The following is a 21,083-nucleotide window of genomic DNA, read 5'->3' as shown; positions in this document are numbered from 1 at the left end:
CGCACCGGCTAGCCGCGTTCGGTGGCGAGGCGGGCGCCGAAGCCGAGCAGCGCCACCCCGGTCAGCCCGTCCAGCCAGCGCCGCACCCGCCGCCGGGACAGCAGGTCACGGGCCCGATTCAGCGCCCCGACCAGCACCAGCAGGTACACCAGGCTGAGCACCGCGTGGCTGAGCGCGAAGGCCAGCAGCGCGCCCAGCGGCGCCGTGGCGCCGACGAACTGCGGGAGCACGGCCAGATAGAAGGCCAGCACCTTCGGGTTGGTGATGTTGGACAGGAACCCCTGCCGGAACCCGGTCAACGCCTGGCCGGGCGTGGCGGCGGCGTCGCCGGCCAGCGGCGGGTACGAGCCGCGCCAGGCGGACCGCCCCGCCTGCACGCCGAGGTACAGCAGGTACGCCACGCCGGCCCAGCGGATCGTCTCGAACAGCGGCTGGGAGCGGACGACGAGGGTGCCCAGCCCGGCCGCCGCGGCTCCGCCCTGCACGGCGTTCGAGCAGGTCACACCGATCGCGCTCCAGCGACCGCGGCGGCGGCCGGCGGCCAGCGTGTTGCGGGTGACCACGGCGAAGTCCGGCCCGGGGATCAGGATCAGCACCGTGGCGAAGACCAGGAAAGACGCGTAGCTGCTCCACGACATGCCTCGACCCTACGACCGGGCCGAGGGGGAAGAGCTACTGTTTTCTTGACGGTACTCTGCAATCCGAAGTACCGTGCGAAGCGTGGATACGACACAGCTCCTCAAGGGCGTGCTCGACCTGGCCGTGCTCGCCGTGCTCAAGGAGGAGGACGGCTACGGTTACGACATCCTCCGGCGGCTGCGCGAGGCCGGCCTGGAGGAGGTCGGTGACGCCTCGGTCTACGGCACCCTGCGCCGGCTCTTCGCCGCCGGCCTGCTGACCACGTACGTGGTGCCGAGCGAGTCCGGCCCGCACCGCAAGTACTACGCACTCAACTCCGCCGGCCGGGACCAGCTCACCCGCTCCGGCAAGACCTGGCGCTCCTTCGCCACCACCATGGACGCTCTGCTCGATGATCGGGGGATGGCGGCATGACCGTCACTGGGCAGGACATTTCGGACTACGTCGACCGGGTGCGGGCCGCCCTGGCCGACCTGCCACCCGCCGTCCGCGACGAATTGACCGAGGACCTGCCGGAGCACCTCGCCGAGGTGGCCGCCGAGACGGACGGCACGCTGGTCGACCGGCTCGGCGAGCCGGAGGCGTACGCGGCCGAGTTGCGGGCCGCCGCCGGCGCGGACGGCACCGCCGGACCGCCCTCCCTCGACCGCCGACTGGCCGCCGCCCGGCACCGGGTCCGCGCCCGGCTGTCCCGGCTCGACGCCCGGCTCGGCCCCATCCTCGGGTACGCCTCGGCGGGCGAATTCCTCCGGTTGCTGCGTCCGGCCTGGTGGGTGCTGCGCGGCTACCTGGCGGCGGCGCTGCTCGGGGCGATGACCGGCGGTGGCCTGACCCTGCTGCCCCGGCCGTTCCAGAGCGAGGTCCTCGGCATCGTCCTGCTGGCGGCCGCCGTGCTGGCCTCGATCGCGCTCGGCCGCAACGCGGACCAGTTGCGCCGCTGGCCGCGTCGGCTGAACCGGCTGGGCACCCTGGTGCTGGTGGTCTTCGGCCTGGTCCTGCTGGTCAACCTGGACGAGCGCTCGCAGCGCCAGGACTTCTACGAAGGGGTCACCGTCGGCAATCCGTACGACTCCGTCCAGGACGTCTTCGTCTACGACGAGCAGGGGCGGCTGGTGACCAACGCCCGGCTCTTCGACCAGAACGGCGTGCCGATCCGCCTCGGTTGGCCCACCTGCGTCGACGGGAGCGGGGCCGTGCCACCGCCCCGCAACGTCTACCCGTACTGCCCGGAGCAGGCGCCCTTCGCGCCACCGCGGCCGTCCGCGCCCCCGCCGGTGCCGACCGTGAGTGCCTCGCCCACCACCGCGACACCGACCGGGAGCGCGCCGCCCGCGCCCGGAGTCCTGCCCACCGTGACCGCGCCGGCCGCGTCGCCGACCGGGCCGGTGCCGGCCCCGACCGCGACCCGCTGAGCCTGCCCGCAGGGGTGCCCGCCGACCGGCGGGCACCCCTTCCTGTGTCCACCGTGGACCACATGCCCGGGGAGGGGCAGCGCGTTGGGATGCCGGCCGCTACGGTGTCGTCTGCTCATCGGCCCGCACGAAAGGACCACCCGTGTCAGAGCAGGCAACCCTGGCGCCCGTACGACCCGAGACCGTCGAGGCGCCGCCGCCCGGGCCGTTCGCCGAGCCGGTCCTCGTGCCGGTCCCGGAGCCGGCCGAACCGTCCCGCGCCGGCGCCGTGCTGGGCGTGGCCGTGCTCCTGCTCGGCATCGCGACGGCGCTGTTGACGGGTCTGCTCATCAAGGTCGGCACGGGCGGCAGCCTGCGCGAGGTGTTCATCGGGGTCGACGGCACCGCCGAGGCGAAGGTCGGCGACTGCGTGGCCGAGCTGCCCCCGGTGGCCGGTACCGAGGCGAGGTCGGCCGACGACGCCCGGGTTGTCCCCTGCACCGCCACCGATGCCGCGTACGCGGTGGTTGGCCGGGTGCAGGACGCGACCGCGGCGCGGGAACGCTCGGCGGACGCGTGCGAGCCACACTTCCGTCCCGACGACGACGGGTACGTGCTCTACCGGGTCGGCGAGGACGGCGACGGTTATCTGCTGTGTCTCGTCCACCGGGCGAACAGGAGGTGAATGCCACTCGTCGCGCGTCTTCCCCGGGCCGTGGCGCGCGTGGCACGCTACCCGCACGTAACACCCACTGGGCGACCAGCCAACGATGACTGACCGCTAGGAGGACGGGTCCATGGGCGAGATGGTGCGCTTCACCGGCAACGGGGGGACGAGCGAGGGGTATCTCGCGATACCCTCCGGCGGTGCGGCCAGCCCGGCAGTCATCGTCATCCAGGACTGGTGGGGCCTGGTGCCCCACGTCCGGGCGGTGGTGGACCGCTTCGCCGAGGCCGGCTTCGTGGCCCTCGCCCCGGACTTCCGACACGGCGGCCCGGCCAGCAAGCCGAGTGAACCCCGGCAGATGCTGAACAGCCCGCAGATGGACGAGGCGGCCACGGACATCGCCGGCGCGGCCGAGTTCCTGGCCGGCCGTCCCGAGGTCGCTGGCAAGATCGGCTGCGCCGGGTTCTGCGCCGGCGCCAGCCTGGCCCTCTGGTCCGGGACGTTCTCCGAGCGGATCGTCGCCACCGCCGGCTTCTACCCGCGGCTGCCCTGGGAGGGCATGCGCACCGACTGGTCGGACTACGCGGGCAAGGCTGCCCTCATCCACTGCTCCGAAGCGGACGGCACCTCCACCGCCGACGGGGTGCAGAGCGTACGCCGGGCCATCGAGACGGCCGGTGGCTCCTGCCAGACGTTCGACTACCCCGGCACCGCCCACGCGTTCTTCAACGAGGACCGGCCGGAGCACTTCGACCAGCGGGCCGCCGCCACGGCCTGGGCCCGCACCCTGGAACTGTTCCGGGCCAGGCTTGGCTGAGCCGCGTACCCCCGCCGAGGTGGTCGCCCGCGCCGCGCGGGCGACCGACCTGGCCGACCTCGATCGCGCGGTGAGCCAATGCTTCGCCTGCCCGCGCCTGGTCTCCTGGCGGGAGGAGGTGGCGCGCACCAAGCGGGCCGCCTTCCGCGACCAGGAGTACTGGGGCCGTCCGGTGCCCGGCTTCGGCGCAGCCGACGCGCGCATCGCCATCCTCGGCCTGGCACCGGCCGCGCACGGCGGCAACCGCACCGGCCGCATCTTCACCGGCGACCGCTCCGGCGACGTGCTCTTCGCCGCGCTGCACCGGGCGGGGCTGGCCAACCAGCCGACCAGCGTCGCCGTCGACGACGGCCTCGCCCTGCGGGAGACCCGCATCTTCGCCGCCGTGCGCTGCGCGCCACCGGACAACAAGCCCACCCCGGCCGAGCGGGACACCTGCGCGCCCTGGCTGCACCGCGAGATCGCGCTGATCCGGCCCACGCTGCGCGTCGTGGTGGCGCTGGGCGCGTTCGCCTGGGCCGCGTGGTGGCCGGTCCTGCACGACGTGTACGGCCAGCGGCCGCCCACTCCGCGCCCCGCCTTCGGCCATGGGGCACACTGGTCCGGCACGTCCGCGCCGGAACTGCTCGGCTGCTACCACGTCAGCCAGCAGAACACCTTCACCGGACGGCTGACACCAGCGATGTTGGACGACGTGTTCGCCCGGGCGAAGCAGTTGGCCGGGGTGGACTGAGGACTGCGTAGGGCGGTGGGATGGACCTCGGCGTGCTGCGCAGGTGGTGGCCGGTCGCGGCGGTGATCGTGCTGCTGGCCGCCGCCGCGCTCGCCGCGGGGCACTCCGCGATCGGTGCCAGCCGCATCCCGCCCGCCGCGGACAACATCCCGTACGTGCCGGATTACCCCTCCGCCGAGCCGCCGCCCTCGATCCCGGCCGAGCCCCGCGACGTGGGCCCGCCCACCTCCGGCGGGATCCCCGGATGGATCGTCTGGGCCGCCGGTGCCCTGCTCGCCCTGGCCGCGCTGGCCGTCGTCGGGTACGTCGTCTGGACGCTGATCGCCGGGGCGCTTCGGCGGACCACCCGGGCCGTCCCGGCGCAGCGGACCCGGCGGACGGCCGCGGGCACCGCCCGGGAGGTGGTGGCCGCCCTCGACGCCGGCCTGGTGGAACTGGACGACCAGGACACCGACCCGCGCACCGCGGTGATCGCCTGCTGGGTGCGGCTGGAGGAGGCCGCCGAGGAGGCCGGGGTGCCCCGGCTCGCCGGCGACACCCCTACCGACCTGGTCAGCCGGCTGCTGCGCGGCGACCCGGCGGCCGGCGTCCCGGCGATCGCCAGCGCCGACGTGCTGGACGGCTTCGCGCACGTCTACCGGGAGTCCCGGTACGCCACGCACACGGTCGACGCGCGGATGCGCGACCAGGCCCGGGCCGCGCTGCGCCGGCTACGCGGCGAGCTGACCAGCCTGGCCCCCGCCGGGGAGGCGGCCGTCCAGTGAGCACCAGCATCGATGACCTGCTGTCGTTCGAGGAGGCACCCGCCGAGGAGCGAACCGAAGCGCGGGGCGGGAGTCGGCTGCGCGCGATGCTGCGGACCCTCGCCGTCACCGCGGCGATCACGGTCGTCGTCGTGGTCGGCCTGCGCGCGGTCGGGCTCCAGGTCTCGCTCTGGATCATCGTGGCCGGCGTGCTCGCCGTGCTCGCGGTCCGCCGGGTGACCGCCGCCCTGTCGCCCCCGCCGCCGCCCCGCGCCGGTGCCCGGGCCCCGGTCGGCGAGGAGCCGGGCACCTGGAACTGGGCCTCCCGGGACGCGCTGCGCGCCGCGATCAACGGCTGGGAACGCCCGCTGGACTGGTGCGCCGGCAACCGCGAACGGTTCACCGAGCGGGTCCTGCCGCGCCTCGGCGAGCTGGCCGACGAGCGGCTGCGCCAGAAGCACGGCCTCACCCGTGAGTCCGACCCGGCCCGCGCCCGCACCCTGCTGGGAGAGCCGCTGTGGACGTTCCTCGGCACCCCCTCCCGCCGCCCCCCGTCGCCGCGCGACCTCGCGGCGATCGTCGCCGAACTGGAGAAGCTGTCATGAACGACGTGGACCGGAGCATGCCCCCGGCCGAGGTGGGCCGGCTGGCCCGGGAGGTGCTGGAGGCGGTCGGCACGGTCGTGGTCGGCAAACGGGAGGCGCTGGAGCTGGTCCTCGCCGGCATCCTGGCCGGCGGCCACGTGCTGCTGGAGGACCTGCCCGGCCTGGGCAAGACGCTCACCGCGCGCTCGTTCGCGCAGGCCCTCGGGCTGGATTTCCGCCGCCTGCAGTTCACCCCGGACCTGCTTCCCGCCGACGTCACCGGCTCCTTCCTCTACGACCAGCGCAGCGGCGATTTCTCGTTCCGCGCCGGGCCGGTCTTCACCAACCTGCTCCTGGCCGACGAGATCAACCGAACCCCGCCGAAGACCCAGTCGGCGCTGCTGGAGGCGATGCAGGAGAAGCAGGTCTCCGTCGAGGGCGTCACCTACCGGCTGGATGAGCCGTTCCACGTGCTCGCCACCGCCAACCCGATCGAGTACGAGGGCACGTACCCGCTGCCGGAGGCGCAGCTCGACCGGTTCCTGCTCCGGGTGTCGTTCGGCTACCCCGACCACGAGGAGGAGTGGGACGTGCTGCGCCGGCGGATCGCCCGCCGCCGCGAGGAGGCCGAGATCAAGCCGGTGGTGGACGCCGCGACACTGCGCGCCATGCAGGCCGCGCTGGAGGACGTGGTCGTCGAGGACTCCATCGGCCGGTACATCGTGGCGCTGACCGCGGCCACCCGGGAGCACCCGTCCGCGCTGGTCGGCGCGTCGCCGCGCGGCTCGTTGGCGCTGCTGCTGCTGTCCCGGGTCCGGGCAGTGTTCGCCAACCGCGACTACGTGGTGCCGGAGGACGTCAAGGCGGTGGCGGTGCCCGCCCTGGCACACCGCATCACCCTGCGCCCGGAGATGTGGCTGCGCCGGGTCGAGCCGTCCTTCGTCGTCGGCGAGGTGCTGGCGTCCACGCCGGCCCCGGCCAGCGGCGCCCTGCCCAGCTACGCCGCCGGACACGCCGGGCGCTGATGACCGACCGTCACGAGCCCGCCGCCGGCTGGGCGCCCACCGGGGCGCTCGGCCGGGCCGTGCTGCTCACCGGGATGCTGCTCGTCGCGGCCGTGCTGCTCGGCCGGATCGACCTGGTGGTGCTGGCCACCCCGTTCGCGGTGGGCACCGCGTACGGGTTGCGCCGCCGGCCCACCACCGCGCCGGAGTTGGAGATCGGCACCGGGGACGCGCACCTGGTCGAGGGCTCCCCGATGGCCGCCACGGTGGCCGTCGCCAACCCGGACACCGTGTCGTACGACGTGGCGGTGGTGCGGACCCGGATGTCGCGGTGGCTGCGGCTGGAGCGGGTCGGCTTCGGCGGGACCGGGGTGGACGTGAGCCGCTCCGGCGGCGCCGACCGCCCCTTCGTCACGTCGGTGCCGTCCGGCGCCGCGGTGGACCTGACGCTGACCGGGACGGCGTTGCGCTGGGGCCGGCACCCGATCGGCCCGGCCGGTGCGCGGGTGGCCACCGCCGACGGGCTGCTGGTCTCCCGCGCGGTGATCACCGAGGCGGTCCGGATGCGCGTCTACCCGATGACCGAGCCGTTCGAGGCGGTCGAGGCGATGCCCCGGGCGGCCGGACTCGTCGGCGCCCACCACTCCCGCCGACCCGGCGAGGGCGGTGAGCTGGCCGGCGTACGGGTCTTCGCGCCGGGGGACCGGCTGCGCCGGATCGACTGGCGGGTCTCGCTGCGAGCCCGGCAGCTGCACGTGGCAGCGACCCTCTCCGACCGGGACGCCGAGGTGGTGGTCCTGCTCGACGTGCTCGCCGAGGCGGGCCGCTCCGGCGGCGTACGTGGACCGGCGTCGGTGCTGGACACCACCGTCCGGGCGGCGGCGGCGATCGCCGAGCACTACCTGCACCGGGGCGACCGGGTGGCGCTGCTGGAGTACGGACCGGCGGCCCGCCGGCTCCGCCCGGCGACCGGGCGCCGGCAGTACCTGACCGTGCTGGAGTGGCTGCTCGACGTCAAGGCGGAGTCCTCCCCGCACGAGCCGTACGACCAGGTCTTCGGCCCGCAGTTGCTCTCCTCGGACGCGCTGGTGGTGGTGCTCACCCCGCTGCTGGACGAGCGATCGGCCCAGATGCTGGCCCGGATGGCCCGGGGCGGGCGGTTCGTGGTCGCGGTGGACACCCTGCCGGCCGACCTGCCCGCGCCCAAAGAGCGGGGCTGGGCCGAGGTGGCGTACCGGCTGTGGCGCCTGGACCGGGACACGATGATCGGCCAGTTGCGGGAGCACGGCGTGCCGGTGGTCCGCTGGGCCGGCGCCGGCAGCCTGGACCAGGTGCTGCGCGACGTGGCCCGGCTGGCCACCGCCCCCCGGACGGGTGCCCGGTGAGCGCGAGGAATGCGGCGGAGCGGAGTCCCGCAGTCGCGACCGAAGGTTGGCCCTGGTGAACGAGCTGATGGAAGGGCTGCACGAGCGGGTCCAAGCGGTACGGTTCCTGGCCAGCCGGATCAGTCTCACCCCGCTGCTGATCCGCGCCGGCATCTTCGTCACGGTGCTGGTCGGCTTCCTGGCCGCGTACCCGGTGGCGGCTTTCACCCCGCGGTCGCTGCTGGCCCTGACCGTGGTGGCGGTGCTGCCGGCGGTCGCGCCGCGCCGGTTCTGGCCGACCTTCGCGGCGCTCGTCACGGTCGCCGGCTGGCTGCTGGCCACGGTCGGCTTCGACCGGCCACCGGCGTTGTGGCGCCTGCTCGCCGTGGCGACCCTGCTCTATCTGGCGCACACCCTCTGCGCGCTCGCCGCGCTGCTGCCGTTCGACGCGGTGGTCGATCCGGACCTGGTGGTCCGGTGGCTGTGCCGGGCCGGCGGGGTGGTGCTGGCGAGCGCGGTGGTCGGCATCGTGCTGGCCTGGCTCGGCGGGGTCGGCGGGGACCGGGGCTTCCAGGCGGCGACGGTGGCCGGGCTGCTGGTGGCGGTGGGGCTCAGCGCCCTGCTCGGCTGGCTCCTGCGTCGCAGATAACGGGACCGCCGAGGACGTTGCGCGGGTCACAGCGGTTGTGCTCCGTCACAGAAGAGGGTCTCGATCGGGATTAGCGGAGCCGGCCGGGGAAAGATAGATGACGTGAACCCGAAGCGGATCCTTGTCGTGGGTGCCGGGCACGTTGGCCTGTACGCCGCTCTGCGCCTGTCCAAGAAGCTGAGCTCCCGTGAGGCCGAGGTCATCGTCGTCGACCCGCAGCCGCACATGACGTACCAGCCGTTCCTTCCGGAGGCCTCGGCGGGCAACATCTCGCCCCGGCACGCCGTGGTGCCGCTGCGACGGGAGTTGCGCAAGTGCACGGTCCTGGCCGGCACGGTCACCCGGATCGACCACGACCGCAAGACCGCCATCGTGCAGCCGATCAGCGGCCCGACCCGAGAGGTGCAGTACGACCACGTCGTGGTCGCCCCCGGCTCGGTCTCCCGCACCCTGCCGATCCCCGGCCTGCACGAGCACGGCATCGGGTTCAAGACCATCGGTGAGGCCATCTTCCTGCGTAACTACGTGCTGGACCGGCTCGACGTGGCGGCCGCCACGACCGACCCGGAGGTCCGTCGGCGCGCGCTGACCTTCGCCTTCGTCGGCGGCGGCTACGCCGGCATCGAGGCGCTGGCCGAGATGGAGGACATGGCTCGGGACGCGCTTCGCTACTACCCGGAGCTCAAGCCGGAGGACATGCGCTGGGTCCTGGTCGAGGCCACCCAGCGGGTGCTGCCCGAGGTCGATCGGGACATGGGCGCCTACACGGTGCAGCAGCTGCTCAAGCGGAACATGGACATCCGCCTGGACACCCGGCTGGAGTCCTGCCTCGACGGCGTCGTGAAGCTCTCCGACGGCGACAGCTTCCCCGCCGACACCATCGTCTGGACGGCCGGCGTCAAGCCGTCGCCGATGCTGGACGCCACCGACTTCCCGCGCGACGAGCGGCGTCGGGTCACCTGCCTGCCCACCCTCCAGATCGTGGACGGCGACCGGGTGGTCGAGGGTGCCTGGAGCGCCGGCGACTGCGCCGCCGTGCCGGACCTGACCAAGGAGCCAGGCAACTTCTGCTCGCCGAGCGCGCAGCACGCGGTCCGGCAGGCCTCCCGGATGGCCGACAACATCGTGAACGTGATCCGCGGGCGCGAGCCGGTCAACTACAAGCACAAGCACGCGGGCAGCGTGGCCAGCCTCGGTCTGCACAAGGGTGTGGCGCAGGTCTACGGCGTGAAGATGACCGGCTGGCCGGCCTGGTTCATGCACCGCACGTACCACATGTCGCGGATCCCGTCGTTCAACCGCAAGGTCCGGGTCGTGGTCGACTGGTCGCTGGCGTTCTTCCTCAAGCGCGAGGTGGTCGCGCTGGGTCAGCTGCACGACCCGCGCGAGGAGTTCGCCGAGGCGTCGGCGCCGGCCGGCCCGGCCCGCGTCTGAGTTCGTCGGAGCAGGGCCCATCCCGTCCGGGATGGGCCCTGCTCCGTGTCCAGGCGGCGCCCCGGGTCAGAACCGCCAGGTCCAGGCGTCGGCGACCCGGGTGCCGGGGCCGAAGAGCTGCTCCAGGGTCCGCCGCAGGGTCTCCGCGTGCGGCGCGTCGTCGGCCAGCGCCACGCAGGAGGCGCCCCAGAAGCGGATGTCCCGGGCGGCCTGCTGGCGCTGCTCGTCCCCGATCGCCGGCGCCACGCCGCGCTTGGCGACGTCGGCCAGTAGCGCCGACGTGGGCTGCTTGTAGGTGCCCATGACCGCCGAGCCGTTCTTGCCGTACGGGCCGATGAAGAAGCCCTCCGGCATGCCGAACGCCGCGCCGGCCGCGGTGCCCCAGCGCATCGGCCAGGGGTCCCTCGGGGTGGCCGTGGGCACCGGCACCAGTACCCCGCCGGGGCGTACGCACTGCCGCCAGTGACCGGCGGTGATGAACTCGGGCAGCGGCGGCCGGTCGGTGGTGGGCAGCGGGGCGGGGAAGACGCTGAGCAGGGCCGCTCCCACGGCCAGCGGGACCAGCCGCCGGGCCCGCCCGGGTTCCCCCAGCGCCCGGTCCAGGGCCAGCGCCAGCACCGTCCCGGCCAGCGGCAGCACGGCCAGGGCGAACCGCATCGGCAGCGCGCCGTCCACCACCGGCAACCCGCCCAGGAGGGCGTACGGCGCGGGCAGCGCGGTCCGCTCGCCGGAGACGACCACCTCGGGGCCGAGCGACAGCACGGCCATCACCAGCGCCCCGGCCACGCAGGCGGTCACCAGCGGGCGGCGGCCCAGCCAGACCGCGCAGGCGGCGGTGACCAGCAGCAGCGGCCAGCCGAGGAAGGTGTTGAACTCGGCCGGCCCGGTGGTGAGCCGGGCCGAGGCGTCGCTGCCCAGCACGGAGAGCGGGGAGAGGCTCGACCAGCTCGTCAGGTCGGCCGAGAAGTAGTCGGGGCTGAACATCCCGTCGGCGATGCCCTGCGGGCCCGCGAACTGGTGCCACAGCGGGTACGCCAGCACGAGCAGCGCCAGGCCGGCGGCGGTCAGCAGCCCGCCGGCGAACGCCGGCAGGGCCCGTCGCAGCAGCGCCCGGTCGGCCAGGCCGTACGCGACGGTCATCACCAGCAGGGTGACGGCGGTGAGGAAGAGCACCTCCTCGCCGATGAAGACCTGCACGGTGACCGCCGCGGCCAGCCCGACCGCCGAGGTGGCCAGCCGGCGCCGGTCCGGCCCGTTCGGACGGCCGGCCGGGTCGGCGGCCCGAAGCAGCCGGACCACCAGCCAGACGATCACCGGGACCAGCCACTGGGCGGTCATGTGCAGGTGGGCGTTGGTCTGCGAGACCATGCCGGGGCCGAAGCCGCAGAGCGCCGCGCCCAGCCCGGCGGCGAGCCGGCGGATCCGCAGCGTCCGGGTGAACAGCAGGTACCAGGCGAGCGCCGTGCCGGCCAGGTTGCCGGCGGCCAGCAGGGCGAAGCTGACCGGCGCCCCGAACACCAGGGTGACCGGGGCGAACAGCGCCCCGAGCGCGATCACCGTGGTGTTGGCCATCAGGTTGACCCCGTCCGGCGCGTTGAGCCGGTCGGTGAGCAGGCTGAAGTCGCCGAGCAGGGCGCGCGAGTCGACGGCCAGGAACCACTCGTAGAGGGTCTGGTCCGCCGGGTTGAGCACGAGCACCCGCTGGCCGGGGGCGGGCCACAACCCGTGGGTGAGCCATCCGGCCAGCAGCGCGAAGAGCAGCCCGGCGACCAGGTCAGCGCGGTGGCGGACGACGGTGGCCAGCAGGCGGGTCGTCCGGGTCGGGCGGACGACCGTCGGGTCGAGGAGGACGGCCTGGTCGGGATCGGGCCCGGGGGCCGTGGGGGCGGCGCTGGTCACGGCCTCGACCATAACGGCGGGGCGCACACGGGGTACGCCGGGTTGCCGAGCAACGGTTACGGTGAGACCTGCACCGCCGCGTGTCGGCGCGTCGGTGTCACCCGCCCGGGTGGTGGAACGGCAGACACGGCCGCCTTAAAAGCGGCTGCCGCAAGGCGTGCGGGTTCGACCCCCGCCCCGGGCACCAGACTCTCAGCTTTCCCACAGCTTCACTCCCGGCGCGGGGGTGCCGGTCCCGTTTACCCTGGAGGCTGCACGTTCACGTGCATCGACCCCCTGAGGGAGGCCTGAGAAGTGAAGACCTCGAACCCGGTGCTCTCCCGGCTCGGTCAGGCGGCCGAGCGGGAGCGGGCGGCCGGTTACGCCCAGCCCGGGCCGTACGGTCAGCCCGGATATCCGCAGCAGTACCAGCCGTACCCGCAGCAGCCGTACCCGACCGGCCACGGCTATCCGGCGGCCCCGCCCACCGTGACCCCGATGACCCTGGACGACGTCGTCGTCAAGACGGTCATGCTGCTCAGCATCCTCGGCGCGTCGGCCGCCGCCGCCTGGGTGCTCGTGCCGGACGCCCTGGTCAGCGTCGCCTGGATCGGCGCCGCCGTGGTCGGCCTGGTGCTCGGCCTGATCATCTCGTTCTCCCGGATGGCCAACCCGGCGCTGGTGGTGGCGTACTCGATCGTCGAGGGCGTCTTCGTCGGTATGGTGAGCAAGGCGTTCGACACCCTCTACGACGGCATCGTGCTGCAAGCCGTGGTGGCGACCTTCGGCGTCTTCTTCCTGATGGCGATGATCTACAAGGCGCGGATCATCCGGGCCACCCCGAAGTTCGCCCGGATCATGGTGGCCGTCATCGCGGGCCTGTTCGGCGTCATGCTGATCAACCTGGTGCTCGCGCTGTTCGGCGTCAACACCCACCTGCGCGACGGCAGTCCGCTGGCCATCGGGTTCAGCCTGGTCTGCATCGTGGTCGCCGCGCTGAGCTTCGTGCTCAACTTCGCGGAAATCGAGGAGGGTGTCCGGATGGGGCTCCCGCAGCGCTACTCCTGGACCGCCGCCTTCGGCATCCTGGTCGGCCTGGTCTGGCTCTACCTGGAGATCCTCCGCCTGCTCAGCTACTTCCAGGGCGACGACTGACGGTCCCGCCCGTCGACCCACGACGCCCGCCCGCCGCGACCGCGGCCGGCGGGCGTCGTCGTTTTCCCGCCGCCGCCGGGCCGCCCGGGGCAGAGTGAAGGCCGGGGTACGTCGGCGAGGAGGTCACGGTGCGGAGTGCCAACCCGGTGCTGGACCGGCTGGACGACGTCGGCCGGACCGAACGCCAGGTGCTGGGCGTCGGGGCGGTCGAGGCGATGACCGTGGCTGACGTGGTCAGCCGCACGGTCGGCCTGCTGCTGCTCACCGGGGTCACGGCGGCGGTCGCCTGGGTGGTCGTCCCGCAGGCGGCGTGGATCTCGGCGGCGCTCGCCGGCAGCGCCCTGGCCAGCCTCGCGCTGGTGCTCTTCATCTCGCTGAAGCAGCTCACCAACCCGCCGCTGATCGCCGGGTACGCGGTGCTCCAGGGTTTGCTGCTCGGGGTGGCGAGCCGGGCCTTCGAGCTGGTCTATCCGGGGATCGTGGCCCAGGCGGTGGTCGGCACCTTCGGCGTCTTCCTCGGCATGGCGCTGCTCTACCGGGCCCGGGTGGTGCGGGCCACCCCGCGGCTGGCCCGGCTGGTCCTCGGCGCGCTCATCGGAATCGTCGCGCTCAGCCTGGTCAACCTGGTCACGTACCTGCTCACCGGGCGGCAGGGGCTGGAGGTCTACAGCCTGACCGCGCAGGTCGGCTGGCTGCCGTACGTCTTCTCGGTGGTGGCGATCATCGCCGGGGCGTTCAGCTTCATCCTCGACTTCGACCTGATCGAGCGCTCCGCCCGCGCCGGCCTGCCCCGGCGGTACGCCTGGTTCTGCGCGTTCGGGCTGGTGGTCGGGTTGATCTTCCTGTACTGGCAGATCCTCCGCCTGCTCAGCTACGTCCGCCGCTGACCGTAGACTCGGCCGGGATGAGCGCAGCGGAACTGGACCGGGCGGTGGAACTGCTGGTCCGTCAGGTCGGGCACTGGGCGCAGCCGCGCTGGTCGGCGCAGGCCGAGGGCGGCAACGTGTCCCGCGCCGACCTGGTGCACAAGCTGGTACAGGAGATCGCCAACCTGGCGGCGGACGTGGCGGGCGAGCCGCGCCGGGACGTACCCCGGCTCGGCAGCGACCTGGTCCTGCCCGACCAGCTCCGGGTGGTCGCCGCCGACCTGGTGACGGCCGGCCCGCCGGAGCCGGTGCTGGCCGAGGCCGCCGCAGCGGTGGCCAGGACCCGCTCCGCGCTCTGACCGATTAACCCTTCAGCCAGCGCCGGATCTTCCGTCGTCGGGCCCGGTCCCGGGCCCGGAGCAGCCCCGACCCGTCCCGCTCGGCCGCCGTGGCCTGCCGCGCGTGCAGCAGGCCGTACGTGAAGGTGTTCTCGCCGGCGGCGTACGCCCGCAGCGCCTGGCGGCGCAGCACCTCGCGGGTCACCACCGAGTCCTGGTGCACGCCGAGGGTGTCCTGGAGTTCCTTGAGCCGCGTCACCAGCCTGGCGGCGGGCTTCCCGACGGCCGGCTCGCGCACCTCCACCGCGTACCGGGCCCGCTTGTACGCCTTCCGCGCCTCGTGCAGCGCCACGTCGTCGGTCCCGCTGGTCAGGGCCCGATCCAACCGGTCATCCGCGCGGGTCACCGCCCGGCGTACCCGGCGGGCCACCCGGCGGGCGTCCACCGTCCGGGCGGGCGGGCCCGCCAGCAACGCGTCCAACCGGCGCAGCAGGTCGGCGTACCGGTCGGAGCAAAGGGCGGTGCGCAGCTCGTCGTGCGCGGCGGCCAGGTCGGCGGCGAACCGCTCGGCGATCCGTGCCGCGACCGGGCCGAGCACCAGCTGGTCCGGCTCCGCGCGGACGGCCTCGGCGAGCCGGGCGGCCATCACCTGGATGTCCCGGACCGGCCCGAGCTGCCCGCCCAGCCAGCGCAGCTCCGCCCGCAGCGGCTCGCTCTCCCCCCGGTCCCACAGCCCCCGGAAGGTACGCAGCGTGGAGCGGAGCCGGCGGGCCGCGACCCGCATGTCGTGCACCGCGTCCTCGTCGCCGCTCCACGCCCCGGGATGGTTCGCGATCAGCGCGTCCCGCTGGGCGGTCGCGTAGTCGAGGACCGGGGCCGCCCCCGGATCGGCGGGAGCCGGGCGGGTGGCGGCGAGCCGGGTGCCGAGGGCACGGTGCGACTTCGACACCGGCACCGGGCGGGCGCCGGCCTCGCGCAGCCGGGCCGCCACCGCGTCGAGCAGGGCCTCGTCGCCGTCGACCAGTTCGACCTCGATCTCGTGCCACGCCCGCCGTTCCCCGCTGACCAGGTCGTGGGCCTCGACGCTGTCCTCGGCGACCTCGGCCAGCGTGCGTCCGGCGTCGTCGAGGAGGCGGCGTTCCCGGCGGCGGGTGACGATCCGCGCGGCCGGGGCGACCGCCTCGCCCCGGGACGCGGCCCGGAAGAGCGCGACCAGCTCGGGTGGCGGTTTGGTGTCGTCCGGCCCGGCCGGGAACTGGTACTCGGTCCGGGCGCCGCCGGCCGGCCCGACCTTGAGGTGCCAGCCCGCGTCGTGCCCGCCGGTACGCCGTCGCAGCGCGAAGCCGCTCCGGGCCAGCCGCAGGTCGGCGGTGTCCAGGTAGACCGCGTCCAGGTCGAGGGCGGTGGCGTCGGACATCGTCACGACGCCACCGCACCCAGTCAGGTCGGGCAGCCGGAATTCCTCGTCACCGGTGAACTTGCGTTCCCGCTCCACCACCGTTGCCATGACGCCTCCGGTACCCGGCTCGATGTCCGGCGAATCGATTGCTCAGTTCAGTCGCTCGAGCACCATGGCCATGCCCTGGCCGCCGCCGACGCACATGGTCTCCAGACCGATGGTCTTGTCGTGCCACTCCAGGGCGTTGAGCAGGGTGCCCGTGATCCGGGCGCCGGTCATGCCGAACGGGTGGCCGACGGCGATCGCGCCGCCCATCACGTTCAGCTTCTCCTCCGGGATGCCGAGCTGTCGATACGACGGGATCACCTGGGCGGCGAACGCCTCGTTGATCTCGACCAGGTCGACGTCGTCGATGGTCATGCCGGCCCGCTTGAGGGCCTGCTTCGACGCCTCGACCGGGCCCAGGCCCATGATCTCCGGCGACAGCGCGGTGACGCCGGTGGAGATGATCCGGGCCAGCGGGGTGAGGCCGAGGTCGCTGGCGCGCCGGGCACTCATGATCACCACGGCGGCGGCGCCGTCGTTGAGCGGGCAGCAGTTGCCGGCGGTGATCCGACCGTCCGGGCGGAAGACCGGCTTCAGGCCGGCGACGGCCTCCCGGGTCACCCCCGGGCGGGGGCCGTCGTCGGTGCTGACCACCGTGCCGTCCGGCGTGGTCACCGGGGTGATCTCGCGGGCCCAGAAGCCGTCCGCGATGGCCTTCTCGGTCAGGTTCTGGCTGCGGACACCGAACGCGTCCATGTCCTCGCGGGTGATGTCGTAGACCTGGGCGAGGTTCTCCGCGGTCTGCCCCATGGCCAGGTAGATGTCGGGGAGTTGGCCGGCCTCGCGCGGGTCGGTCCACACCTCGGCGCCGGCCTGGGCGCGGGCCGCGGAGCGCGAGCGGGCCTCGGCGAAGCGGGGGTTCTCCCAGCCGCCACCGACCAGCGCCCGCGCCTCCGGGGGCAGGGTGTCCGAGTTGCCCCGGGCGTACCGGGAGACCGTCTCGACGCCGGCGGAGATGAAGACGTCACCCTCGCCGGCCTTGATCGCGTGCAGCGCCATCCGGGTGGTCTGCAGCGAGGAGGCGCAGTACCGGGTCAGCGTGGCGCCGGGCAGGCCGTCCAGGCCGAGCAGGGTGGCGACCACCCGGGCCATGTTGAAGCCCTGCTCACCGCCGGGCAGGCCGCAGCCCAGGTAGAGGTCGTCGATCGTGGTGGGGTCGAGCGCGGGGACCTTGTCGAGCGCGGCCTGGACGATGGTGGCGGCGAGGTCGTCCGGGCGGACGTCCCGCAGGGAACCCTTGAACGCCCGGCCGATGGGGGACCGGGCGGTGGCGACGATGACGGCGTCGCGCGGCGACTCAATCGGCATGAACCAACGTTAACCCGCGAGTAACTTGAGGCGGAAGCTGGCGGCCGGGCGGGAAATGTCACCCGCCCGGGGCCCGGGTCAGTGGTGCCGGGACGCAACCGCGGCCGCCGCCTCGACCGCCGGCAGCAGGGCATGCGCCCAGACCCGGTAGCCGTCGGCGGAGGGGTGGTAGCCGTCGTGGCAGAGCGTCCCGGCGTCCGCCCGGAACACCGGGCCGGTCTCGGTGCCCAGGTCCACGACGCTGCCGCCGGCGTTCAGCACGGCCGCGGTCTGGGCCCGGGCGATCCGCCGGCCGGACCAGGCCAGCACCTGGCGCAGCGGGGCGGCGACCGCGCGGACCGCGCCCAGGTCCGGGCAGGTGCCCACGACCACCTCGACGTGCGCCTCGCGCAGCCGGCGCACCGCTGACCCCAGGTACGCCGCCGCGTCCCCCGGGCGGGCCAGCGCGGTGGCGTCGTTCGCCCCGATCAGGATCACCGCCACGTCGGGACGGTCGCCGAGCAGCGCCCGAGCCACCTGGGTGGCCAGGTCGGTGGCGCGGGAGCCGGAGACCCCCACGCTCGACAGGTGCACCCGCCGGCCGGTCGGCCCCTCGGCGAGCAGGTGCGCGAGCAGGCCGCCGACCGTCTCCTCGAAGCGTTCCACCCCGACGCCGAGCGCCGAGGAGTCGCCGAGCAGCACCAGCCGCAGCGGCGGGGCACCCGTCCGGCCCACCGTGGCCCGCAGCGCGAGGCTCAGTTCGGGCTGCGCGTACTGGCGGGCGCGGGCGGCGATGGCCTGACCGGCGAGGACGGCCGCTCCGCCCACCGTGCCGGCAACCAGGGAGAGCGCCGCGGCCCGACCCAGCCGGACCACTAGCTCGTTACGCTGCGTCATGACGACACCTCCCCAGGTCCGACGGTGCGCGGGCCGGTCCGCTCGCGGCGCCGACGGCTGCCGCCGACTCCGCGAACGGCGTCGACGTGAGCGTGACCCGCGTTGTGCCTGCTGATGATGCCCCCGCTGGGCCCGCTCATGCCAGTCCCTCCAGCGTCGGTGACTCCGCGGGACCGGACTGCGGCACCGCGCCGACGCCGAAGAAGGCCCGCCGCCGGAGCTGTGCCCAGCGCCCGCCGGGGCCCCGTTCGCGGCCCCGGAACCGGGTGCCGCTGACCTCGGTGCCGGCGTGCCGGGCCGCCTCGTGGGCCGCCTCCGGGAGTGACCGGACGCCCTCCCGCAGGGCGAGCGAAGGCCTGCGTTCCTGGCCGGCGCCCAGCGCGGACAGCACGGTGGGCAGCAGCGCCGCCGTGGCGACCGCGTACCCCTCGGCGGACGGGTGGAACCGGTCCCAGGCGAACATCCGGGCCGGCTCGGCGGCGAACCGGGGGCCGAGCAGGTCGCCGAGGGAGACCGTCCGGCCGCCCGCCTCGACCACCGCCACCGTCTGGGCAGCGGCGAGCTGACGGCTCCAGCGGCGGGCCAGCCAGCGCAGCGGCGGCTGGATCGGCTGGATCGCGCCCAGGTCGGGGCAGGTGCCGACGACCACCTCGCAGCCGACGGCGCGCAGCGTGCGGACCGCGTCGACCAGGTAACGCACGGCCACCGACGGCGGGGTGCGGTTGGTGACGTCGTTGCCGCCGATCAGCACGACGGCGACGTCCGGCTCGACCTCCAGGGCCGCCTCGACCTGGTGCTTCAGCCCGGCCGACAGGGCGCCGACCACCGCGAACCGGTGCAGCCGAACCGGCCGGTGCAGCCGGCGGGAGAGCCCGGTGGCCAGCAGCGCGCCCGGGGTCTCGCGGCGGCGGTGCACGCCGTAGCCGGCGGCCGAGGAGTCGCCGAGGATCACCATGGTGACCGGCGGGCCGGGGAGCTTCGCGCCGTAGACCCCGTCACAGCGGGGCGGGGGCGCCTCGGCCATCGGGATGGTGCGCCGGGCCTGCCGGGCCTGGCCGAGCAGCACCCCACCCGTCGCGACCGTGGCCGCCACGGTGGCGCCCGTGCCGATCGCCGCCATCCGGGCGATCCGCCGGGCGCGCTGCCAGCCGACCGGTGCGACGGAACCAGCGTCCCCCATGAACCGACATTATCGCGCCACTACGACACCCGCTCTCGTGGTGATCAGGAGGCTGGGAGACAACGGTTCCGGGTACCTGTTCCGCACTGGTACGCCGGGGCTTGCGCCCGGGCCGCACCCTGGTCGAGCGGAAAGGGGCGAGGAGATGGGGAAGACGTTGAAGCGGAGCGCGGCCTTCACCGCGCTGGCCCGGGCCCTGGCGACGGGGGCGCGGGGCGGGCCGTCGCTGGGTGCCCGGCTGGCGGCGCTGCCCCGGATGATCCGGGCCACCGCGAAGGGGGAGTACGACGGCGGTCTCCGGCTGGCACTGATGACCGCGGCTGCGGCGTACATCGTCTCGCCGATCGACCTGCTGCCGGAGATCCCGCTGGCGGTGTTCGGCCTGGCCGACGACGCGGTGATGGTCACCTGGCTGGCCGGCAGCGTGCTCGCCGAGACCGAGCGGTTTCTGGAGTGGGAGGCGCGTCGCAGCTCCGTCATCCCCGGGCATGTGGTGCCCTGACGGCACGTACCCTGGGCGACGGACCGAAGTCTTCCCGGCCGCCGTCGGCGGCGGCGCAACGAAGGGCACAACGAGGTGCAGTACTACGACAACGTCGTCGAGTTGATCGGCAACACCCCGCTGGTACGCCTGCGCAACGTCACCGAGGGCATCCAGGCGACCGTGCTGGCGAAGGTGGAGTACGTCAACCCGGGCGGTTCGGTGAAGGACCGGATCGCGCTGCGGATGGTGGAGGACGCCGAGCGGGCGGGGATCCTCAAGCCGGGTGGCACGATCGTCGAGCCGACCAGCGGCAACACGGGTGTCGGTCTGGCCCTGGTGGCCCAGCTCAAGGGCTACAAGTGCGTCTTCGTCTGCCCGGACAAGGTCAGCCAGGACAAGCAGGACGTGCTGCGCGCGTACGGCGCCGAGGTGGTGGTCTGCCCGACCGCCGTCGCGCCTGAGGACCCGCGCTCCTACTACAACGTCTCCGACCGGCTGGCCCGGGAGATCCCCGGCGCCTGGAAGCCCAACCAGTACAGCAACCCGGCCAACCCGCGCTCGCACTACGAGACCACCGGCCCGGAGATCTGGCAGCAGACCGAGGGGCGGATCACCCACTTCGTCGCGGGTGTCGGCACCGGCGGCACCATCTCCGGCATCGGCCGCTACCTCAAGGAGGCCTCGGAGGGGCGGGTCAAGGTCGTCGGCGCCGACCCGGAGGGGTCGGTCTACTCCGGCGGCACCGGGCGGCCGTACCTGGTCGAGGGCGTCGGTGAGGACTTCTGGCCGGAGACGTACGACCGGACCGTCGCCGACGAGATCGTCGAGGTGTCGGACAAGGAGTCGTTCGAGATGACCCGGCGGCTGGCCCGCGAGGAGGGCCTGCTGGTCGGCGGGTCCTGCGGCATGGCCGTGGTGGGCGCCCTGGAGGTGGCCCGCAAGGCCGGTCCGGACGACGTGATCGTGGTGCTGCTGCCGGACAGCGGCCGGGGCTACCTGTCCAAGATCTTCAACGACAAGTGGATGGCCCGGTACGGCTTCCTGGACGACTCCGGCACCGAGTCCACCGTGGCCGACGCCCTCGCCGGCAAGCCGGGCGGCCTGCCCGAGCTGGTGCACGTGCACCCGACCGAGACGGTCCGCGACGCCATCGACTACATGCGCGAGTACGGCGTCTCCCAGCTCCCGGTGCTCAAGGCCGAGCCGCCGGTGGTCACCGGCGAGGTGGCCGGCTCGATCGCCGAGAAGGACCTGCTCGACGCGCTCTTCACCGGGCAGGCGCACCTGCACGACACGATCGAGCGGCACATGGCCGAGCCGCTGCCGATGATCGGCGGCGGGCAGCCGGTCAGCGAGGCGGTGGCGCTGCTGGAGAAGGCCGACGCCGCGCTGGTGCTGGTCGACGGCAAGCCGAAGGGCGTGCTGACCCGGCAGGACCTGCTCGCCCACCTCGGCGCCCGCTGAGGTCA

Annotated in this window: 22 protein-coding genes and 1 tRNA gene; 17 read left to right on the top strand and 6 right to left on the bottom strand. The window is 74.1% G+C overall.

Annotated elements, in window-relative coordinates:
• Nucleotides 1-8 precede the first annotated feature (8 nt).
• The gene (locus tag ACFYOS_RS03290) at nt 9-638 is read right to left on the bottom strand and encodes a LysE family translocator (RefSeq protein ID WP_387135602.1); all 630 of its coding nucleotides are present in this window, start codon (nt 636-638) and stop codon (nt 9-11) included.
• Between the two features lie 82 nt (nt 639-720).
• Between ACFYOS_RS03290 and ACFYOS_RS03285 the strand changes: the two genes are divergently transcribed.
• From ACFYOS_RS03285 to ACFYOS_RS03235, 11 genes are all read left to right on the top strand, one after another.
• Nucleotides 721-1,053, top strand: a complete 333-nt coding sequence (locus ACFYOS_RS03285; protein WP_387135600.1) for a PadR family transcriptional regulator — start codon at nt 721-723, stop codon at nt 1,051-1,053.
• A complete protein-coding gene (locus ACFYOS_RS03280) occupies nt 1,050-2,051 on the top strand; it encodes an HAAS signaling domain-containing protein (RefSeq protein WP_387135598.1) in 1,002 nt (333 codons plus the stop codon). The genes ACFYOS_RS03285 and ACFYOS_RS03280 overlap by 4 nt, the downstream gene beginning before the upstream one ends.
• A gap of 142 nt (nt 2,052-2,193) precedes the next feature.
• Nucleotides 2,194-2,715 (top strand): porin, encoded by a 522-nt coding sequence (locus tag ACFYOS_RS03275; RefSeq protein ID WP_387135596.1) that lies wholly within the window; start codon nt 2,194-2,196, stop codon nt 2,713-2,715.
• Between the two features lie 112 nt (nt 2,716-2,827).
• Nucleotides 2,828-3,514, top strand: a complete 687-nt coding sequence (locus tag ACFYOS_RS03270) for a dienelactone hydrolase family protein (protein ID WP_387135594.1) — start codon at nt 2,828-2,830, stop codon at nt 3,512-3,514.
• A complete protein-coding gene (locus tag ACFYOS_RS03265; RefSeq protein WP_387135592.1) occupies nt 3,507-4,247 on the top strand; it encodes a uracil-DNA glycosylase in 741 nt (246 codons plus the stop codon). Before ACFYOS_RS03270 ends, ACFYOS_RS03265 begins: the two co-directional genes overlap by 8 nt.
• 20 nt (nt 4,248-4,267) lie before the next feature.
• Nucleotides 4,268-5,011, top strand: coding sequence for a DUF4129 domain-containing protein (locus ACFYOS_RS03260; protein WP_387135590.1), 744 nt, complete (start codon nt 4,268-4,270; stop codon nt 5,009-5,011).
• Nucleotides 5,008-5,595 (top strand): hypothetical protein, encoded by a 588-nt coding sequence (locus tag ACFYOS_RS03255; RefSeq protein ID WP_387135588.1) that lies wholly within the window; start codon nt 5,008-5,010, stop codon nt 5,593-5,595. Before ACFYOS_RS03260 ends, ACFYOS_RS03255 begins: the two co-directional genes overlap by 4 nt.
• Nucleotides 5,592-6,599 (top strand): AAA family ATPase, encoded by a 1,008-nt coding sequence (locus ACFYOS_RS03250; protein ID WP_387135586.1) that lies wholly within the window; start codon nt 5,592-5,594, stop codon nt 6,597-6,599. The genes ACFYOS_RS03255 and ACFYOS_RS03250 overlap by 4 nt, the downstream gene beginning before the upstream one ends.
• Nucleotides 6,599-7,963: a DUF58 domain-containing protein gene (locus ACFYOS_RS03245; protein ID WP_387135584.1), complete on the top strand. Its 1,365-nt coding sequence runs from the start codon at nt 6,599-6,601 to the stop codon at nt 7,961-7,963. Before ACFYOS_RS03250 ends, ACFYOS_RS03245 begins: the two co-directional genes overlap by 1 nt.
• 67 nt (nt 7,964-8,030) lie before the next feature.
• Entirely contained in the window at nt 8,031-8,591 is a 561-nt protein-coding gene (locus ACFYOS_RS03240; protein ID WP_387136043.1) for a hypothetical protein, read from the top strand.
• A gap of 102 nt (nt 8,592-8,693) precedes the next feature.
• Complete coding sequence (locus tag ACFYOS_RS03235) at nt 8,694-10,025, top strand: NAD(P)/FAD-dependent oxidoreductase (protein WP_387135582.1); 1,332 nt, start codon at nt 8,694-8,696, stop codon at nt 10,023-10,025.
• Nucleotides 10,026-10,091: 66 nt separating this feature from the next.
• On the opposite strand, the gene ACFYOS_RS03230 is transcribed toward ACFYOS_RS03235, so the two are convergent.
• Nucleotides 10,092-11,924: a hypothetical protein gene (locus ACFYOS_RS03230; protein WP_387135580.1), complete on the bottom strand. Its 1,833-nt coding sequence runs from the start codon at nt 11,922-11,924 to the stop codon at nt 10,092-10,094.
• A gap of 103 nt (nt 11,925-12,027) precedes the next feature.
• On the opposite strand from ACFYOS_RS03230, the gene ACFYOS_RS03225 reads away from it, so the two are divergent.
• From ACFYOS_RS03225 to ACFYOS_RS03210, 4 genes are all read left to right on the top strand, one after another.
• Nucleotides 12,028-12,111: transfer RNA gene (locus ACFYOS_RS03225), tRNA-Leu, on the top strand.
• 107 nt (nt 12,112-12,218) lie between these two features.
• Complete coding sequence (locus ACFYOS_RS03220) at nt 12,219-13,058, top strand: Bax inhibitor-1/YccA family protein (protein WP_387135578.1); 840 nt, start codon at nt 12,219-12,221, stop codon at nt 13,056-13,058.
• A 128-nt stretch (nt 13,059-13,186) separates the two neighbouring features.
• Complete coding sequence (locus tag ACFYOS_RS03215; protein WP_387135576.1) at nt 13,187-13,945, top strand: Bax inhibitor-1/YccA family protein; 759 nt, start codon at nt 13,187-13,189, stop codon at nt 13,943-13,945.
• Nucleotides 13,946-13,962: 17 nt separating this feature from the next.
• On the top strand, nt 13,963-14,283 hold the full coding sequence (locus ACFYOS_RS03210; RefSeq protein ID WP_387135574.1) for a hypothetical protein: 321 nt from the start codon (nt 13,963-13,965) through the stop codon (nt 14,281-14,283).
• Nucleotides 14,284-14,287: 4 nt separating this feature from the next.
• On the opposite strand, the gene ACFYOS_RS03205 is transcribed toward ACFYOS_RS03210, so the two are convergent.
• From ACFYOS_RS03205 to ACFYOS_RS03190, 4 genes are all read right to left on the bottom strand, one after another.
• Nucleotides 14,288-15,769 (bottom strand): CHAD domain-containing protein, encoded by a 1,482-nt coding sequence (locus ACFYOS_RS03205; RefSeq protein WP_387135572.1) that lies wholly within the window; start codon nt 15,767-15,769, stop codon nt 14,288-14,290.
• A 42-nt stretch (nt 15,770-15,811) separates the two neighbouring features.
• Nucleotides 15,812-17,074: an acetyl-CoA C-acetyltransferase gene (locus tag ACFYOS_RS03200; protein WP_387135569.1), complete on the bottom strand. Its 1,263-nt coding sequence runs from the start codon at nt 17,072-17,074 to the stop codon at nt 15,812-15,814.
• 78 nt (nt 17,075-17,152) lie between these two features.
• On the bottom strand, nt 17,153-17,950 hold the full coding sequence (locus ACFYOS_RS03195; RefSeq protein WP_387135566.1) for an SGNH/GDSL hydrolase family protein: 798 nt from the start codon (nt 17,948-17,950) through the stop codon (nt 17,153-17,155).
• 136 nt (nt 17,951-18,086) lie between these two features.
• A complete protein-coding gene (locus tag ACFYOS_RS03190; RefSeq protein WP_387135563.1) occupies nt 18,087-19,130 on the bottom strand; it encodes an SGNH/GDSL hydrolase family protein in 1,044 nt (347 codons plus the stop codon).
• 145 nt (nt 19,131-19,275) lie between these two features.
• On the opposite strand from ACFYOS_RS03190, the gene ACFYOS_RS03185 reads away from it, so the two are divergent.
• Together ACFYOS_RS03185 and ACFYOS_RS03180 are read left to right on the top strand one after the other, a co-directional pair.
• A complete protein-coding gene (locus ACFYOS_RS03185; protein ID WP_387135561.1) occupies nt 19,276-19,632 on the top strand; it encodes a YkvA family protein in 357 nt (118 codons plus the stop codon).
• A gap of 75 nt (nt 19,633-19,707) precedes the next feature.
• Nucleotides 19,708-21,078: a cystathionine beta-synthase gene (locus tag ACFYOS_RS03180; RefSeq protein WP_387135558.1), complete on the top strand. Its 1,371-nt coding sequence runs from the start codon at nt 19,708-19,710 to the stop codon at nt 21,076-21,078.
• Nucleotides 21,079-21,083: the final 5 nt, after the last annotated feature.

The organism is Micromonospora sp. NPDC005806, from assembly GCF_042871425.1.
Lineage (GTDB): Bacteria > Actinomycetota > Actinomycetes > Mycobacteriales > Micromonosporaceae > Micromonospora.
This window is presented reverse-complemented; position numbering and strand designations above follow the sequence as displayed.